This is a genomic window from Nonomuraea sp. NPDC049480 (genome assembly GCF_044465905.1).
Lineage (GTDB): Bacteria > Actinomycetota > Actinomycetes > Streptosporangiales > Streptosporangiaceae > Nonomuraea.
In genome coordinates this window covers 51,809-68,609 of the sequence record NZ_JBITMD010000038.1, presented here as the reverse complement: position 1 = coordinate 68,609, position 16,801 = coordinate 51,809, and the positions used below count along the sequence as shown (strand labels likewise).

Annotated in this window: 14 protein-coding genes; 12 read left to right on the top strand and 2 right to left on the bottom strand. The window is 68.4% G+C overall.

The genetic code is table 11. The features are described from left to right. The first annotated feature begins 11 nt into the window (after nt 1-11). Genes ACIBX3_RS55195 through ACIBX3_RS55165 form a run of 7 tightly spaced genes read left to right on the top strand, consistent with a single transcriptional unit; the run spans nt 12 to nt 6,127 of the window. On the top strand, nt 12-509 hold the full coding sequence (locus ACIBX3_RS55195) for a (2Fe-2S)-binding protein (RefSeq protein ID WP_397128849.1): 498 nt from the start codon (nt 12-14) through the stop codon (nt 507-509). Next, the gene (locus tag ACIBX3_RS55190; RefSeq protein WP_397128848.1) at nt 509-1,888 is read left to right on the top strand and encodes a xanthine dehydrogenase family protein molybdopterin-binding subunit; all 1,380 of its coding nucleotides are present in this window, start codon (nt 509-511) and stop codon (nt 1,886-1,888) included. Before ACIBX3_RS55195 ends, ACIBX3_RS55190 begins: the two co-directional genes overlap by 1 nt. 3 nt (nt 1,889-1,891) lie before the next feature. Beyond that, nucleotides 1,892-2,908: a xanthine dehydrogenase family protein molybdopterin-binding subunit gene (locus ACIBX3_RS55185; protein WP_397128847.1), complete on the top strand. Its 1,017-nt coding sequence runs from the start codon at nt 1,892-1,894 to the stop codon at nt 2,906-2,908. Beyond that, nucleotides 2,898-3,755: an AAA family ATPase gene (locus ACIBX3_RS55180; protein ID WP_397128846.1), complete on the top strand. Its 858-nt coding sequence runs from the start codon at nt 2,898-2,900 to the stop codon at nt 3,753-3,755. The genes ACIBX3_RS55185 and ACIBX3_RS55180 overlap by 11 nt, the downstream gene beginning before the upstream one ends. Beyond that, complete coding sequence (locus ACIBX3_RS55175; RefSeq protein ID WP_397128845.1) at nt 3,748-4,863, top strand: VWA domain-containing protein; 1,116 nt, start codon at nt 3,748-3,750, stop codon at nt 4,861-4,863. Before ACIBX3_RS55180 ends, ACIBX3_RS55175 begins: the two co-directional genes overlap by 8 nt. Before the next feature lie 5 nt (nt 4,864-4,868). After that, nucleotides 4,869-5,822 (top strand): amidohydrolase family protein, encoded by a 954-nt coding sequence (locus tag ACIBX3_RS55170; RefSeq protein WP_397128844.1) that lies wholly within the window; start codon nt 4,869-4,871, stop codon nt 5,820-5,822. Nucleotides 5,823-5,845: 23 nt separating this feature from the next. Further along, a complete protein-coding gene (locus ACIBX3_RS55165) occupies nt 5,846-6,127 on the top strand; it encodes a YciI family protein (RefSeq protein ID WP_397128843.1) in 282 nt (93 codons plus the stop codon). A 165-nt stretch (nt 6,128-6,292) separates the two neighbouring features. On the opposite strand, the gene ACIBX3_RS55160 is transcribed toward ACIBX3_RS55165, so the two are convergent. Both ACIBX3_RS55160 and ACIBX3_RS55155 read right to left on the bottom strand, forming a co-directional pair. Next, a complete protein-coding gene (locus ACIBX3_RS55160) occupies nt 6,293-9,322 on the bottom strand; it encodes a glycoside hydrolase domain-containing protein (RefSeq protein ID WP_397128841.1) in 3,030 nt (1,009 codons plus the stop codon). A gap of 128 nt (nt 9,323-9,450) precedes the next feature. Beyond that, the gene (locus ACIBX3_RS55155) at nt 9,451-10,602 is read right to left on the bottom strand and encodes an ROK family protein (protein WP_397128840.1); all 1,152 of its coding nucleotides are present in this window, start codon (nt 10,600-10,602) and stop codon (nt 9,451-9,453) included. Nucleotides 10,603-10,675: 73 nt separating this feature from the next. On the opposite strand from ACIBX3_RS55155, the gene ACIBX3_RS55150 reads away from it, so the two are divergent. The 5 genes from ACIBX3_RS55150 to ACIBX3_RS55130 are packed head-to-tail and all read left to right on the top strand — an operon-like array spanning nt 10,676 to nt 16,719. Continuing rightward, a complete protein-coding gene (locus ACIBX3_RS55150) occupies nt 10,676-11,944 on the top strand; it encodes a Gfo/Idh/MocA family protein (protein ID WP_397128839.1) in 1,269 nt (422 codons plus the stop codon). A gap of 1 nt (nt 11,945) precedes the next feature. Next, a complete protein-coding gene (locus tag ACIBX3_RS55145) occupies nt 11,946-13,190 on the top strand; it encodes an ABC transporter substrate-binding protein (protein ID WP_397128838.1) in 1,245 nt (414 codons plus the stop codon). After that, nucleotides 13,187-14,068 carry a carbohydrate ABC transporter permease gene (locus ACIBX3_RS55140; RefSeq protein WP_397128837.1) on the top strand — a complete coding sequence of 294 codons (882 nt, stop codon included), beginning with the start codon at nt 13,187-13,189 and terminating at the stop codon, nt 14,066-14,068. The genes ACIBX3_RS55145 and ACIBX3_RS55140 overlap by 4 nt, the downstream gene beginning before the upstream one ends. Beyond that, nucleotides 14,065-14,931 carry a carbohydrate ABC transporter permease gene (locus ACIBX3_RS55135; protein WP_397128836.1) on the top strand — a complete coding sequence of 289 codons (867 nt, stop codon included), beginning with the start codon at nt 14,065-14,067 and terminating at the stop codon, nt 14,929-14,931. Before ACIBX3_RS55140 ends, ACIBX3_RS55135 begins: the two co-directional genes overlap by 4 nt. Before the next feature lie 39 nt (nt 14,932-14,970). Beyond that, nucleotides 14,971-16,719: a beta-galactosidase family protein gene (locus ACIBX3_RS55130; protein WP_397128835.1), complete on the top strand. Its 1,749-nt coding sequence runs from the start codon at nt 14,971-14,973 to the stop codon at nt 16,717-16,719. Nucleotides 16,720-16,801: the final 82 nt, after the last annotated feature.

Genomic DNA, 16,801 nt, shown 5'->3' with positions numbered 1-16,801 from the left:
AAGGGGATCGTATGCCCTCGAGAATCGTCACGCTCAAGCTGAACGGCGCCGAGCGGGAGTTGATCGCCCGGCCGTCGACGACGTTACTGAGCGCCCTGCGCGAGACGTTCGGACTGATGGGGGCCAAGCGCGGCTGCGCGCAAGGGGGCTGCGGCAGCTGCACGGTGCTGCTGGACGGCCGGCCCGTGGTCTCGTGCCTGATCCCCGTCGTGACGGTCGACGGCTCTGCCGTGGAGACGATCGAAGGCTTGGCCGACGGCGACCGGCTCGGCGACGTGCAGCAGGCGTTCGTCGACCTCTTCGCGACGCAGTGCGGGTTCTGCACCCCCGGGATGATCATGTCCGCCACGGCGCTGCTCAACCGGAAGCCGGATCCGACCCGTGCGGATGTCACCGAGGCGATCTGCGGCAACGTCTGCCGCTGCACGGGATACGAGCCGATCATCGCCGCCGTCCTCGCCGCCGCGGAACACCGTGGCGGCGGCGCGCACGCGGAGGCGGAGGTCTGATGGCGCGCGTCACCCCGATCGACACCGCGTACTTCAAGGGCGAGCGTGCGGGCGACTTCGCCGTCATCGGCTCCGCGGTCCAGCGCTCGGACGCCCGCGGTCACGTCACCGGCCGCACGGTCTTCTTCGAGGACATGACGCTGCCGGAGATGACGCACGTCAAGATCCACCGGTCCACGCGGCACCACGCCCTCATCAACCGGGTCGACGTCTCCGGCGCCCTCGAGGTGCCGGGCGTGCTTCGTGTCATCACCCATGAGGACGTGCCGGGCAACTGGTACGTCGTGCTGCGCCTGATCGGCGTGGGGCCCGACGACGAGCCGGTGCTGGCTGAGGATCGGGTCCTCTACCGCGGCGAGCCGATCGTCGCCGTGGTCGCCGAGACCGAGGACGCCGCCCGTGAGGGCGCGGCCCGGGTGGTGGTCGACTACACCGACCTGCCCGCCGTTCTCGACGTCGAGGAGGCGCTGGCCGACGGCGCCCCGATCATCAAGCAGGCGGGCACCAACCACTTCGTGTACGAGGGACATCACTGCCGCCGGATCCGCTTCGGCGACGTCGAGCGGGGCTTCGCGGAGGCGGACCGCATCATCGAAGGCCGCTACAGCTCCTCGCCGATCGAGCACGCGCCGGTCGAGCCGACCGGCTGCATCGTCGTCCCCCAGGGCGACGGCCGGCTGCGGATCCACACCAACACCCAGGCCGCCTTCTTCACCCTCGACAACACCGCTCTCATCCTCGGCGCCCCGCCCACCAGTCTGCGCGTCGTCGGGGGCACCGTGGGGGGCGGCTTCGGCGGCAAGGTCGACGTCATCGTCGAGCCGCTCGCCTGCATCGCCGCCATGCTCACCGGCCGGCCCGCCAAGTACGTCTACAGCCGCGCCGAGGAGATGCAGGTGTCGTCCACGCGCGCGGCCGAGCGCATCTCCATCAAGGACGGCGTCATGGACGACGGCCGGATCGTCGCCCGCAAGATCACGCTCTACGTGGACGCGGGCGCGTACTCCCGGCACAGCCCGTACGGCACCACCAAGGCGGCGGCGCACATGCCCGGCCCGTACACGATCCCGAACGTCCACGTCGACGCCTACTGCGTCTACACGAACCGGACACCGTCCAGCGCCATGCGCGGGTTCGGCGTCACGATCGGCGACTTCGCCCTGGAGTCGCACATGGACCACGTCGCGCGAGAGCTGAACATGGACCCGCTGCGGCTGCGGCTCACGAACGCCTACCGGGACGGCGACATGAAAGCGCATCGCAAGATCGCGTCCGGCACGGCGCTGGTCGAGGTGATCCAGAGCGCCGCCGACCTGGTGGGGCACGACCTTCCGCCGGAGTATCGCGCGATGTCGTCGACCGAACGATCGGAGGGCTGAACGATGGCGTTACGGCACGGGCGCGGATACGCGGCGGTCAACTACCCGACCGGGATGAACCTCGGCGGCGACCCGTCGCAGGCACTCGTCCACGCCACCACGATGGGCGGATTCGTCGTCACGCTCTCCTCGGTGGATCTCGGCCAGGGGCTGCGGACGGTCGTCGCCCAATGCGCGGCCGAGACGCTCGGCATTCCGATCGAGAACATCATCGTCGACACCGCCGACACGGACACCGGCCCGCACTGCATGGGGACGTTCGCCAGCCGAGGCACCCACCGTGTCGGCAACGCCGTGATCATGGCGGCGCGCGAGGCCAGGGACGTCATGCTCCAGGTCGCCGCCGACGAGCTGGAGGTCGACGCGGAAGATCTGGAGACCGACGGCACGGGCTTCATCCGCCTCAAAGGATCGTCGGAAAAGAAGATCCACGTCAGCGAGGTCGCGCTGGCCGCGCATTTCCGGCAGGGACGGACCATCTCCGGCCGGGGCATCTTCCTCAAGGAGCCGAGCACCGTGGTGCCGGAGACCGGCGAGATGGACCCGGACTCCTGCCAGGCGCACGCGTGCACGGTGGCCGAGGTCGAGGTCGACGATGAGACCGGCGTGATCGAGGTGCTGCGGCTCTACAACACGTACGAGATCGGCCGGGCGCTCAACCCGGCCATGGCGACGCAGCAGGTCGAGGGCGGCGCCTGGATGGGCCTGTCGCACGCGCTGTTCGAGTCGACCGAGCCGTACTATCCGGGCTCGCGCGAGCACGGCCCCGTCGATTTCACCGAGTACCTGATGCCGGGGCCGGCCGACATCCCGGAGCAGACGAGCGTGTTCCTCGAACGGCCCGCCGGCAACGGGCCGTTCGGGGCCAAGGGAATCGGCGAGATGACGGCGAACGCGCCGATCCCCGCGATCGCCAACGCCGTGTACGACGCGGTCGGCGTACGGCTGACGAGCATGCCGTTCACCCCGGAGAAGGTGCTGCGCGGACTCGACGAGCTGCGGGCCGGCCGTGCTGGTTGATCAGGGCGCGCTGGATCGGCGGCTGAGCGCGGAGGGCTACCTTGCCGACGAGGGCTTGCTCACCGCCGTCCACCTGGCCGGCGTGCTCGGGCTTCCGCTGCTTCTGGAGGGCGAGCCGGGGGTCGGCAAGACGGAGGTCGCGAACGTCCTGGCCCGGGTCCTCGACCGCGAGCTGATCCGGCTGCAGTGTTACGAAGGCCTGGACGCGTCCCAGGCGCTGTACGAGTGGGACTACCCGAAACAGCTGCTGTCCCTGCGGGCCGCCGAGGTGGAGGGACGCGGCGTCGGCGACCTGTACCGCGAGGAGTTCCTGCTGGAGCGCCCGCTGCTGCGGTCGCTGCGGGCGGCATCCGGCGCGGTGCTGCTGATCGACGAGATCGATCGTGCGGACAGCGAGTTCGAGGCGTTTCTTCTGGAGTTCCTCGGTGACTTTCAGATCACCATCCCGGAGATCGGCACCATGAGGGCGGCGACCGTTCCGTTCGTCATCCTCACCTCCAACCGGACCCGCGAACTGCATGACGCGCTCAAGCGCCGATGCCTTTACCACTGGATCCCCTTCCCCGACGCCGAACGGGAGCGAGCGATCATCCGGGCGCAGGCGCCGGGTCTGGACGAGAGAAGCGCGGCTCGCCTCGTGGCCGCCGTGCATCGGATCCGCGGATTGGCTCTGCTGAAGCGCCCGGGCATCGCGGAGTCGGTCTCCTGGGCCCGCGGCGTGCAGGCGCTGGCCCGTGAGGGTTCGAGCTGGCTGGAGGCGATGCGCCGGTCCGCGGGGCTGCTCGTCAAGCACGAGGAGGACCTGGCGCTCGTCGGCCGCCACGCCGCGGAGGTGTTCCGTGACTGAGCGGTCCCTCGTGGCGCGCATCGGCGATCATGTGCGCGGGTTCCTGCGGGACCTGCACGATCAGGGCCTGCGCGTACCGGTGCCGAAACAGCGGGTCTTCCTTCAAGCGATCGAGGCCGTCGGGCCGCGCGACGCCACGCACCTCTACTGGATCGGGGCGGCCACGCTCACCACCTCCCACGAGGACCTGGAGGTGTACTCCCCCACGTTCGAGCGCTGGTTCGGGGAGGTCGCGGCGCGCCCCGTCCCCGATCATGAATTCCCCGACGACGAGGCCCCCGCGCCGCGCGGGGAGGGGGAAGAGGCTCCCCTCACGGCGACGTCCGGCGGGGAGGCGGGGCTGAAGGCCAGTTCCTCGGAGCGCGAGAGACGCCCGGTGTTCGGCCCGGCGAATGAGGACGACCGGACACTGCTCTCGCTGCTGCGGAGGGAACTGCCCGGCGCGGTGCCGACGGTACGGTCGCGCCGCCGGCGGCCCGGCCGGCGAGGTCCGTGGATCGACCTCGCCCGGATCTGCCGTGAGGCCCGGCGCACCCACGGCGAGATCGTGACGTTGCGGCGGCGGAACCGTCCGCGGCGGCGGCGCCGAGTGCTGCTGCTCATCGACGTGTCCGGCTCGATGAAGCAGCACAGCGCCGGCTACCTCCGCTTCGCCCACGCCGCGGTCGGCCGCCTCGACCGCGTCGAGGTGTTCACCTTCGGCACCCGGCTGACCCGCGTCACCGAGCCGCTGCGCGCACGGGACGTCGACGCGGCCGTCGGCTCGCTGAGCGACGTCGTCCTGGACGCCGAGGGCGGGACCCGGATCGGCGTCTCGCTCCAGGAGTTCCTCGGCAACGCCCGATATGCCACCGCGGCACGCGGCGCCCTGGTGATCGTGCTCTCGGACGGCCTGGAACGCGGCGACTGCGGGCCGATGCAGGCGGCCGTACGGCGGTTGTCGCTCCTGGGCCACCGGTTGTTGTGGTGGTCGCCGCTCGCCTGCGACCCGGCGTACCGGCCGGTCACCCGCGGCATGTCGGCAGTGCTCGGCAGTGTGGACACGCTCGCGGGCGTACGCGACCTGCGTACGGCCTACGAGCAGGTACAGACCCTGGTCAAGGAGTGATCGTCATGTCGGAGGCGGCACGCTACGCGGGCGACATCGTCGACTCGCACCACCACATCTGGCGGGCCGGGGACCTGCCGTGGTTGTCCGGGCCGATGGTGCCGCGGATCTTCGGCCCGTACGAGCCGATCAGGCGGGACTACCTGATCGGCGAGTACGTCGCCGAAGCCACGGCCTCGGGCATCGGCGAGTCGGTCTACGTGCAGACGAACTGGCCGCTCGACCGGGTCGTGGACGAGGTGCGATGGCTTCGCGAAGTCCATCAGGAGACGGGCTGGCCGATGGCCGTCATCGGAGCGGCCGACATGTTCGACGAGGACGCTCCGGACAGCATGCGACGGCAGGCCGCGCTCACGCCACTGATCCGGGGGATCCGGCAGCAGCTGCACTGGCACGAGCGCCCGGAGTTCCGGTTCGCCACCGCGCCCGACCGCATGAAGGATCCGGTCTTCAGGAAGAACATCGGCGCGCTCGCCGACCTCGGCTGGCTGTTCGAGCTGCAGGTCTTTCCCGAGCAGATGCCGGACGCGGTCGAGCTGGCGGCGGCCTTCCCCGACGTCACCTTCGTCCTCGTGCACGCGGGCATGCTCATCGGCCACGAGTGCCTCGAGCCGTGGCGGGCCGGGATGGCCGCGCTGGCCGAGCGGCCCAACATCGTCGTCAAGCTCACCGGGCAGGGCACCTTCGTCCACCGGGTGGATCCCGATCTCATCTCCTTGGTCGCCGACGAGGTGATCGGCTGGTTCGGCGCCGGCCGGGCCATGTTCGGCACCAACTTCCCGGTCGAGAAGATCTGGACCACCATGCCGCGGCTGGTCGGCACGTGGAAGGACGCGCTGGCCCACCTCCCGCCCGCCGACCAGCGCGCCATCTTCGCCGGCAACGCACGACGGGTGTACGGGCTCTCCGGCGACCCGATTCCACCGGCGACGTCAGACCGTCCCGGTCGTCCAAGGTAAAGGCAGAAAAGGAGTATCCCGGCATGGCACTGTTCGTCCTGACCTACGGCTACAACGACACCCCGCTGAGGGCGGAGCGCCGCGAGGAGCATCTCTCACACCTGAACAAGCTCCTGGAGCAGGGCAGCCTCGTCGCGGCCGGCCCTTTCACGGACCTGACGGCCGGCATGATCGTCCTGCAGGCGGAGGACGAGACCGCGGCGCAGGCGCTCGTCGACCAGGACCCCTACACACAGCTGCAGGTCACCAAGGATCGCGAGCTGCGCGAGTGGCGTGTGACGGTCGGCTCGCTCGGCTCCGGCTAGAGCCGCTCAGGGCGAAGCCGCCCGCGGCCACAGCCGTGTCGTCCGAGGAGCGCCCGGGTCACCCGTCGCCTGACCAAGGCGACGGGTGCGAATCCGCTTCCCTATTGGGCTCTTGGAGCCATGTTGATGGTCACCGGACTGGCCGGCGCAGCGGATCCTGCCCGGTCATCGGCTGCCCGCCGGCGTGCTCGCAGGTGGCCGGCTGGTCTGGCTGCCCGTGGCCGGACGCAGAGCCGGCAGGTTGTAAAGCTCCAGCTCATAGACGGCATACATGCTCCAGCGGGTGTAGTTCGCATCGTTGATCTTGAGGCGCAGCTTCCTGACGCCTTGCAGGTCGGGAAGATCGGCGACGGAATACTCCATGATTCCGTCGTCATCGTCGTGCGTCCACCGGAAGGCGACGCCCTGCGCGGCGGTCGTCCAGTCGGTGCCGTTGGCCGAGACCTCGACGTCGACGTCGGTCAGGCCCTGCGGAATGCCACCACGGGTCGCGACCACGAGCGTGTTGAACGCCTTCGGCTCCTTCCAGTCCAGCACGATCTCGTGCGGGAACGGGTTCGCGTCGGTGTAGCCCTGCTTGGCGGCGAACATGGTGCCGTATTCGCCGTCGACCATCTTCTGCGGGCCGTATTGCACGCCGCCATCGCCATCACGCGCGGCCGAAGCCGACACCGCCGAATGGCTGCGGGCGATGTTGGCGTCCGCCGTGTTGACCGCGCCCTTCACGAGCGTGAGCTCATAGGCCTTCGCGGTCCGGCCGTCGCTTGCCAGCGTACGGATCTCCACCTTGTTCTTGCCGTTCGCCACGTTGACGTCGACGGTCGCACCATTGGCGACGGCGCTGCCATCGACGGTGATCGTGCCGCCGGCGTCGGTCAGCGTCGGGGTCAGGCCGACGGTGCTCGCCCCCTGGTTGACGAGCAGCGCATAGTCACCGCGATGCCCCTCGAACGTGAATTCCGAGACGTTGGCGAGCTTCAGATCCTTCAACGTCGCGTCGAAGTGCTGCTGCCCAGGTGCGAGATGAACGCGGAATCCGTCGAACCGCACCTCTTTGTTCTCGAGGTTGGTGATCTCGATCCGGTGCTTGCCCGGTGTCAACCCGGTCTTTCGATATGCGGTGAAGCGGTCGTATTGGACCGCCTCGTAGAGATCGATCGCCGTCGCCGGCCCACCGTCGACCGACACGGACACCTTTCCGGTCGTCGTGTTCTTCTCGAAGAACGCGTCGATACCGGTGCCGTCGAACTCGTAGGTCGCCTTGTTGCCGGCGGTCTTGCTGAGGTGAACGCTGCCGAGGTAGGCGGACTGCCGCTGCCGCGGCGCCCAGCCGGCGGAGTAGCTGATGTTGTCATCGGTGCTGTCGAGCAGGAATGTACGAGGGACGACCTGCCCCTCATATGGGCTTGTCGGCTGCGGAATCGCGCCGACGGTCTCACCCGCGGCCGCCCGCACGATGTAGCGGTGCAGAGCGTCGAGATATGCCGGGTCGAGTGTGTAGCGCCGCGGGTCCTCCGGGCTGATCGCGCTGTCGACGATCTGCTCCGCCAAGGCCGGGTTGCGCTTCCTCAGGATGTTGAGGAGCTCGTAGTCCTCAAGACCATCGCGATGTGCCTCGAGACGCAGGCTGCTCTTCACCGTCAAGTTGGCCTTGTCGGGATAGACGATGTAGGAGTCGCCCTTCCAGGGACCCACGTACCACGCATTCCACGCCCAGTGCAGATGACCCTGCACGCCCTCGCGCTCGAGGTCCCAGAACAGCATGCGGCCGGCCATCGTCGGCTGCGTCCAGAACCGGTTGAGCCACGGGGGAGTGTTGACCTCGCACGTGTAGACCCACAGGTCCTGACCCGCGGCCTGCTGTGCCTTGTAGCCGGCCTTCTTGTGCTCGAACGCCGGCGTCAGCGGAACCCAGGTGTCGACATAGGGCTTGGTCCTGTCGTCGAGCAGGATGCCGTCGGGGTCGGCGTCCATGGTGCGGAAATCTGCGCCGATGCCGGCATTGATCTGCTGAATCTTGCGCGCGACATAGGTCCAGAGGTTGCGCTGATCGGCGGTGATGGGCTCGTCACGAATGTGCTGATACCACGTCAGGCCGTTCGTCCAGCCCTTGCTCTTCAGGTGCTCGTGCAGAGCGGTGAGATAGTTCGTCAGAAAGGCGTCGGTGACCGGAAGGCTGTCCGGCAGCTTGGTGTTCCAGCTCTCGTTGGGCTTTTCGTCGTCCGGCATCTTGTTCAGCGCGTGAACGAGATGCTGGTTGGCGAAGTTCGTGATCCCCTGCCGCTTGAACGCCTCGACATAGCGGTCGAAGTTCGTCCAGTCGATGTCGCTCGGAATCCCCTGAACGAATTCCGACAGCTCCGTGCCGGTGGACTGCAGGAACAGGTCGGTGCGGAGCCAGACCATGTTGGTGCGATATTCAGCCAGCTTGCGTGCGAACTCGTCCATGAGGTCGAACCATGCGTCGCCGTAGGTCTCGACGCCGTAGTAATGCTTGCCGACGTCGTAGGCCTGGCCGGCCTCACCGTTCCAGCTGAAGCCGTCCCAGGTGAAACCGTTCGTCATCGTCCAGTGGTAGTTGGTGAACGGTGACTTGTCGATCGTGGGGATCTCGACGTTGTGCACGGTCCACTGGATCGGGACCGCGTAGTCGCCACGAGTCGTCTCGACCGTCGCCGTGCCGCGATAGGTGCCGGGCGCCGTGCCGCGCGGCACGAAGCCGGTCACGAAGACGGGCTGGGTCTGGCCGGCCTCGACCCAGGTCGCCCGGTCGTTGGACAGCGGGTCCGGCATGGCCGACTCGGGATAGAGCAGGTTGCCCTCACGATCGGGGAAGAACGGGTTCGCCGCGACCTTGCTGTCGTCCTTGTAGGCAACGAAGTGGTAGTTCAGGTTGGCTCCCGCAATCGGCCGCCTGCCGTCTGCGGTCAGGTTGCCGAATCGGACACGCTCGATGCGCAGCCGTTCTTTCGCGCGCACGGCGATCTGCGCGCTCTCGTATTCACCGCGGGCGGCAGTGAGGTTGATGGAGGCGCTTGGTCTCTGCGGGACCGTCGTCGTGCGGTAGACGGTCTTTTGCGGACTCTCGACCCATAGCTGGGCAGCGTTCGGAGCGGCCAGGGCAGCCGGCGCGAATGGCGCGAATGGCGCGAGCAGCAGGGTGACAGAAAGTAAGGGGATGGCTCGTAGTCGCATGGGCACTTATCATGAGTTCTTGGTTAATTCTGGTCAAGGGTCGTCACGGACTGTTCGCCTTGTTCAGGTGCTCCCACAGCAGCTCGCCGGAGCGGGCGGAGACACCGAGCGGGCCGCCGCCATGATCGTCAAGAGGATGGCTTCGGGAGGGGGGCGTCGAAGTCGTAGAGGCGGGCATCGACGTGATCGAGCGCGCGCCGTACCGCCCCCAGGACCACGGCCTGCTCCCCCAGATCGGAGATCGCCACCACGGGAGGTTCGAGGCAGAACGGGTCCAGATGCCGGCGCACCGGCGCGAGCAGCACGTCGCCCGAGCGCGAGACGCCGCCGCCGAGCACCACCAGCTCGGGATCCACGGTCAGCACCAACGCGGCGATGCCTTCCGCCAGGTCGCGCGCGTACTGCTCGACCGCCCACTGCGCGGCCGGGTCGCCGGACCTGGCCGCGGCGAAGACCTGGGCGGCGGCGTCCCGTGGCGGCGTGCCGGGCGGCAGGCCCTGGAAGCCGGTCAGGTGGACGGGCGCGCGGTGCCAGCCGACCAGCGGCAGCGCGCCGATCTCGCCCGCGCCGCCCCTGGCTCCTTTGAGCAGCTTGCCGTTCACCAGGATGCCCGCGCCCGTGCGCACGCCGGACAGCACGAACACCAGGTCGTCGACGCTGCGGGCCTGTCCGCGCCAACGCTCGGCGAGCGCGGCCAGGTTGCAGTCGTTCTCCACCAGCACGGGGCAGTCGAAGCTCGCGCGCAGTTCGCCCGCCAGATCGAGGCCGGTCCACTCGGGAAGGCCGACCGACAGCTTCACCACGCCCTCGGCGGTCACCACACCGGTCGTGCCGGCACAAACAGCGGCGATGCGGTCGGCGGTCAGCCCTGCGGCCTCCAGCGCGGCCGCGATCGCCGTCCTGAGGCCGGCCAGTCGCTCGGCACGGCCGGCGGTGGGGGCGATCTGCTCGTCGTGCGCGGCCACGACCGCGCCGTCCAGATCGGCGACGCCGGCCCTGAGCGTGTAGGAGCCGATGTCGATCCCGAGCACGTGGCCGCCCGCCGCGTGGAAGGCGAACAATCTGGCCGGCCGCCCCATCTGGCCGCTCTCCGGCGGCAGCTCCACGAGCCAGCCCGCCGCCAGCAGCTCCTCGACCAGGCCCTCGACGGTCGGCCTGGAGAGCGCGGCCCCCTTGGCGAGCTCGGTCAGTCCGAGCGGCCCCTGCGACCGGACCGTGCGGAGCGTCGTCACGAGATTGATCCGGCGAAGCCGCGAGGTGTCGCCGCCGCGAATGGTCACGCTTGCCCCCTTGACAGAACCTGCATGGCACAAATAAAAACAGGCTTCATTAATAATGTACAACCTGCGGGGGATGCGAATGGTCACTCTTGCCGTGATTGGGGCGGGCCTGCGCGGCACCGGTTACGCCAGGCTGGCACGCGAAGGCGGGTTGGCCGAAGTCGTGGCCGTCGCCGAGCCTGACCAGGGCAGGCGGGCGGACTTCGCGGCCGAGCACGGCATCCCGGCCGAGCGGGCCTTCGCCGGCTGGCGGGAGCTGCTGGCCGGCGAGCGGCTGGCCGACGCGGTGATCGTGGCCACGCAGGACCGCCTGCATCTCGAGCCCGCCGTACGCGCGGCCGAGCTGGGGTACCACATCCTGCTGGAGAAGCCGATGGCGCCGACCGAGGAAGACGCAGCGGCCATCGCCGAGGCCGCCGACCGCAACGGCGTGATCCTGGCGGTCTGCCATGTGCTGCGCTACGCGCCCTACACCACCCGGCTCAAGGAGCTTCTGGACGAGGGCAGGATCGGCCCGATCATGAACATCCAGCATCTGGAGCAGGTCGGCTGGTGGCACCAGGCACACTCCTTCGTGCGGGGGAACTGGCGAAACGAGGCCGAGTCGGCCCCGATGCTACTCGCCAAGGCCTGCCATGATCTTGACTGGATCGTGCACATCAAGGGCGAGGTGCCCGAGCGGGTCTCCTCCTTCGGCAAGCTCGTCCACTTCACCAAGGAGAGCAGGCCCGCAGGGGCTGCCGACCGATGCCTGGACTGCTCGATAGAACCCACCTGCCCCTACTCGGCCAGGCAGTTGTACATGGATTGCCTCGCCGATCCGGCTCGGCACGGGTGGCCGCTCGGCGCGATCACCCGCGACTTCACCGAGGAGGGCGTGCTCACGGCCCTGCGCGAGGGCCCGTACGGCAGATGCGTCTACGCCTGCGACAACGACGTGGTCGACAGCCAGGTGGTGATCATGGAGTTCGCCGACGGCACCAGCGCCACCTGCACCATGACCGCGTTCGGCGCGCTCGAGCACAGGAAGACCAGGATCTTCGGCACGCGCGGCTCGATCGAGTGCGACGGCGAGACGCTCCGCGTCCACGACTTCCTCACCGATGAGGTGTCGATGATCGACGCCCTCGCCGGAGCGGACGCCTCAGCCGCCTCCGGGCACGGAGGGGGTGACGGAGCGCTGATGGCGGCGTTCCTCGCCGCCGTCCGCGACAACAACCCGGCCTTGGTCCCGACCGACGCACAAGCCAGCCTCGCCACGCACCGGGTGGTCTGGGCCGCGGAACAGGCCAGGCACACCCGAACCGTCGTCTCGATAGGAAAGGCCCCCCACCATGCGTAAAATGACGGCTCTCCTCCTGATCGGCGCCCTCGGCCTGGCCGCCTGCGGCAAGAAGAACAGCGGTGAACCCGTCCAGCAGTCCCTGTCCTATCGCTCGTCCTGGGGTGCGGCGGAACCCCAGTCGAAGATCATTAAGACGATCTTCGACGACTTCGCCAAGGAGACGGGCACCAAGGTCGACGTGAAGTTCGTCGGCCGCACCGGCAACGAGAACCTCAACGCCGAGATGGCCTCCGGCCAAGGCCCCGACCTGTTCGACACCACCACCGGGGACATCGACACCCTGACCGCCCAGCAAATCATCGGCCCGCTGGACGACCTGGAGAACGCACAGGTCCCCGGCGAGGGAAAGACGGTCAAGGATGTGCTCCCCGAGCCGGTACGGCGGGCCTCCTCCGGCAAGAACGGCCTGGCCTACCTTCCGCACACGATCATCTCCACCGCCGTCTGGTACAACGCGGCCAAGCACCCCGGGCTGTACCCGCAGAACTGGGAGGAGTTCATCGCCTTCCTCGACGAGTCCAAGAAGGCCGGCCGTACCCCGATCGGCCAGGACGGCACGATCGCCTTCTACAACGTCTTCTGGTTCTACAGCCTGCTGGTGGGCGCCAACGGCGCCGGGAGCCTCGCCGAGCTGGCCAAGGACCCGGCCAACTGGGACAAGCCCCAGGTGCTCGACGCGGCCAAGAAGGTGGAGCAACTCGCCAAGGGCGGCTACTTCCAGCGGGACTTCATGGCGACCAAGTTCCCCGCCGCACAGAACGCCTGGGCGCAGGACAAATACGACCTGAACCTCAACGGCACCTGGCTGGCCAGCGAGGTCCAGCCCCAGCTGGCTCCCGGCTTCAAGGTCGCCTCGTTCCAGGTCCCCGCCGGCGGCAAGAGGTCCATCGAGGTGGGAACACTCGGCTGGGGCGTGAACGCCAAGGGCAAGAACGTCGCCACGGCCAAGAAGTTCCTGGCTTTCGCGCTGCAGAAGAAGTACATGGAGCAGTTCTCCACCGTGGCGCTGAACATCTCCTCGCGCGGTGACGTGCCCGCGCCCGCGCACATGGCGGACGTGCAGAAGGCGGTGCTGGAGGCCAAGGAGACGCACCTGAGCTACGACTACGCGGGTGCCGACAAGACCTGGTGGGGCGACATGTTCCTGCCCCTGAGCGACAAGCTGCTCTCCGGCAAGATCGACGCGACCACGTTCGTCAGCGAGGGCAAGAAGCGGACGGCCGCGCACCTGGCGACCGGATGAAAACCTATGAACGGGCCTTCTGGCCCTTCCTGCTGCCCGCGCTCCTGGTCTACACCCTGCTGTTCGTCGCGCCCTCGCTGTTCGGGATCTGGGTCGGTTTCACCAGATGGTCGGGACCCGGCTCGGAGATGGCCTGGCGCGGGCTGGACAACTACGTGGCGCTGCTGCACAACGAGGTCTTCGCCACGGCCTTCACCAACACCTTCGTGATGGCGGTCGCCGGCGGCGGCCTGATCTTCGCCTTCACCTTCCTCGCCATGGTCGTGCTCAGGCAGCTCAAGGGGCGGGCCTTCATCCGGGCCGTCGTCTTCCTGCCGATGGTCATCTCGATCATCGCGATCGGCGCGGCGGTGGGCTTCCTGCTCAACCCCGAGGGCGCGGTCAACACCGTGCTCGAGTGGTTCGGCCTGGACCCGCAGCCCTGGCTCGGCCCCGAGATGGTGTTCCGCTGCATCGTGGGCGGCCTGGTCTGGTCGAGCACCGGCTTCTACGTCGCGCTGATGATGTCGGCGGCCGACGCCATCCCGGCGCACGTGTACGAGGACGCCCAGCTCATCGGGGCCACCAAATGGGAGCAGTTCCGGCACATCACGCTGCCGTTGACCTGGGACGTCTTCGCCGTCTCCGCCGTACTCTGGGTGGTCGGCAGCCTGAAGATCTTCGACATCGTGCTGGCCTTCACCACCGCGGGAACCTCTGCCGCGCCGCCGATCCCCGCCCGCACGATAGCGGTGCAGCAATTCATCGTGGTGAAGGGCGCCGGCCTGCCGGACCTCGGAAGCGCGGCGGCCATGGGCGTGATGACGCTCCTCGTGACGGCCGTACTGATCGTGCTGACCCGGCGCATCACCAGGCGTGATCGAGTGGAGCTGTCATGAGACGTCTGATCGGGGACATCCTGCTGCCCAGGGCCACGGCGGTCGCCTTGTGGGCCTGGGTGGTCTTCAACCTCGCCCTGATCGCGTGGGTGGGCATCCAGTCGCTGAAGGAATCGGGCGAGGTGTGGCTGAATCCGTTCGCCCTGCCGGAGACCCCGCGCTGGGACAACTTCAGCTCGGCGTGGCAGGCGGCGGAGTTCTCCGCCGCGGCCATGAACAGCGTGGTGCTGACCTTGTTCGGATCCGTGTTGATCGTGGCGGTGTCCGCCCCAGCCGCCTATGTGCTGGCACGCTCGAGCCGGCGTGTCGCCGGCCCTGCGATCAACTACTTCGCGATAGGGCTGAGCATCCCGATTCAGACGATCCTGGTGCCGATCGTGGTGATCAAACTGTCGGTCTACACCTTCATGGAGGACTGGGTCACCGGCTGGTGGGACAACCGCATCACCTTGCTGGTCTTCCAGGTGGCTTTGTCGGTGCCCTTCGCGGTCTTCGTGCTCACCGGGTACATGCGCTCGCTGCCGCACGAGATCGAGGAGGCGGCCGAGATCGACGGCGCCGGCCCGCTCCGCGCGTTCGTACAGGTCATCATGCCCGTGGCCAGGCCGGGCCTGACCACGGTGTTCGTGCTCAACGTCATGGGCCTGTGGAACGAGACTCTGCTCGCTCTGCTGATCACCCCACTCCCCGAGGAACGCAACCTGCCCGCCGCGCTCCTCGGTTTGTACAGCAGCATGCAGTACAGCTCCGACTGGGGCGGCATGTTCGCGGGCATCGTGATCCTCGTCTACCCCATGATCGTGCTCTATCTCTGGCTGGGCCGTCGCATCGTCGACGGCATGACCGCCGGAATCAGCAGATGACCCGCCGATCATCGCCCACACCCTGCGAAGGATGGTTTCGTGCGCGTCTTCTCCGTCGATGACGGCGCATTCCGGTTGGACGGCGCGGAGTTCAGGGTGCTGTCGGGCGCACTGCACTACTTCCGCGTGCACCCCGAGCAATGGAAGCACCGGCTCGCCATGATGCGCGCCATGGGCCTCAACACGGTCGAGACCTACGTGCCGTGGAACCTGCACGAGCCGCGGCCGGGAGACTTTCGCCGCCTGGACGAGCTGGGCGCGTTCCTGGACGCGGTGTCGGCCGAAGGGCTCCTGGCGATGGTGCGGCCCGGGCCGTACATCTGCGCCGAATGGGACAACGGCGGGCTGCCCGTCTGGCTGACCGGCGCCATCCGCGTGAGCGACCCCGGTTACCTGGCCCACGTCGATCGCTACTTCGACCGGCTCATCCCCCAGGTGGCCGAGCGCCAGGTCACCCGCGGCGGCAACGTGATCATGGTCCAGGTGGAGAACGAGTACGGCTCCTACGGCAGCGACCACGCCTACCTGCGCCATCTGGCGGACGGCCTGATCAGCCGCGGTATCGAGGTGCCCCTGTGCACCTCCGACGGGCCGGCCGACCACTGCCTGACCGGTGGCACGATCGACGGCGTGCTGGCCACGGTGAACTTCGGCTCCGATCCCGAGCAGGCCTTCGCCGCGCTGCGCGCCCACCGGCCGGACGACCCGCTGTTCTGCATGGAGTTCTGGTGCGGCTGGTTCGACCACTGGGGGCACGAACACGTCACCCGCGACCCGCATGACGCCGTTGACACCCTGGAGCGGATCCTGGCCGCGGGGGCGTCGGTGAACCTGTACATGGCGCACGGTGGGACCACCTTCGGCACGTGGGCGGGCGCCAACCGCACCGGGGACGACAGCGCCGGCCCATGGCGGCCCACGGTGACCTCCTATGACTACGACGCGCCCATCGACGAGCGCGGCGCGCCCACCGAGAAGTACTGGCGATTCCGGGACGTGCTCTCCCGCTATGGCGGCGAGCTCCCCGACGTGCCCCCTGTGCCCGCCACGCTGCCTCCCGCCACGCTGCGCCCCGCGCAGTCGGTGCGGCTGCACGAAGCACTGGACGCCATCGCGTGGCCGGAGACCACCGCGCCGGTGCCGCCGACGTTCGAGGACCTGGGGCTGGACCACGGCTTGGTCCTGTACCAGGCGACCGTTCCTGGACCGCGCGGGCCGTACCCGCTCTCCCTGCGCGGCGTACACGACCGCGCGCATGTCTTCGTCGACGGCCGCCTCGCAGGCGTCGTCGAGCGGGACGCCGATCCCCCCGTACTGCTCGTGCCCGGGCATGCCGCCCTGGAGATCCTCGTGGAATCGATGGGACGGACCAACTACGGTCCACTGCTCGGCGAGCGCAAGGGCATCGTCGGCGGTGTCCTGCACCACGGCCAATACGTGCACGGATACACAACGCGGCCGATCCCGCTGGAGGACATATCTCGGCTGAGATTCCAGCCGGGAACGACGAGCGAGCCGCTTTCGTTCTTCCGCACCACACTCGAGGTGGCCGAGCCCGCGGACGCGTTCCTGGCACTGCCCGGCTGGGGCAAAGGATACGTCTGGATCAACGGTGTCCTGCTGGGCCGCTACTGGAAGCAAGGACCTCAGCAGACCCTGTACATCCCGGCACCCCTGCTTGAAACGGGCACCAACGAGATCATCCACTTGGAATTGGACCAAGTGGGCTCCTTGCTGCAGATCCGCGACCGGCCCTCACATGACGGCTCGACGTCGCACGCCCGGTAGCCGCGATCTCGCAACGCATGGACACGCCCGAAGGCCACGACCTGCCGGCCGACGGCACGCCGCTCGACCTTCCACGTGGACG

Bases quoted from the DNA above. Each gene is read 5' to 3' on its own strand.
- ACIBX3_RS55185 (WP_397128847.1), top strand. From the start codon at position 1,892: ATGGCGTTACGGCACGGGCGCGGATACGCGGCGGTCAACTACCCGACC.
- ACIBX3_RS55170 (WP_397128844.1), top strand. From the start codon at position 4,869: ATGTCGGAGGCGGCACGCTACGCGGGCGACATCGTCGACTCGCACCAC.
- ACIBX3_RS55190 (WP_397128848.1), top strand. From the start codon at position 509: ATGGCGCGCGTCACCCCGATCGACACCGCGTACTTCAAGGGCGAGCGT.
- ACIBX3_RS55165 (WP_397128843.1), top strand. From the start codon at position 5,846: ATGGCACTGTTCGTCCTGACCTACGGCTACAACGACACCCCGCTGAGG.
- ACIBX3_RS55160 (WP_397128841.1), bottom strand. From the start codon at position 9,322: ATGCGACTACGAGCCATCCCCTTACTTTCTGTCACCCTGCTGCTCGCG.
- ACIBX3_RS55135 (WP_397128836.1), top strand. From the start codon at position 14,065: ATGAGACGTCTGATCGGGGACATCCTGCTGCCCAGGGCCACGGCGGTC.
- ACIBX3_RS55140 (WP_397128837.1), top strand. From the start codon at position 13,187: ATGAAAACCTATGAACGGGCCTTCTGGCCCTTCCTGCTGCCCGCGCTC.
- ACIBX3_RS55150 (WP_397128839.1), top strand. From the start codon at position 10,676: ATGCGAATGGTCACTCTTGCCGTGATTGGGGCGGGCCTGCGCGGCACC.
- ACIBX3_RS55145 (WP_397128838.1), top strand. From the start codon at position 11,946: ATGACGGCTCTCCTCCTGATCGGCGCCCTCGGCCTGGCCGCCTGCGGC.
- ACIBX3_RS55195 (WP_397128849.1), top strand. From the start codon at position 12: ATGCCCTCGAGAATCGTCACGCTCAAGCTGAACGGCGCCGAGCGGGAG.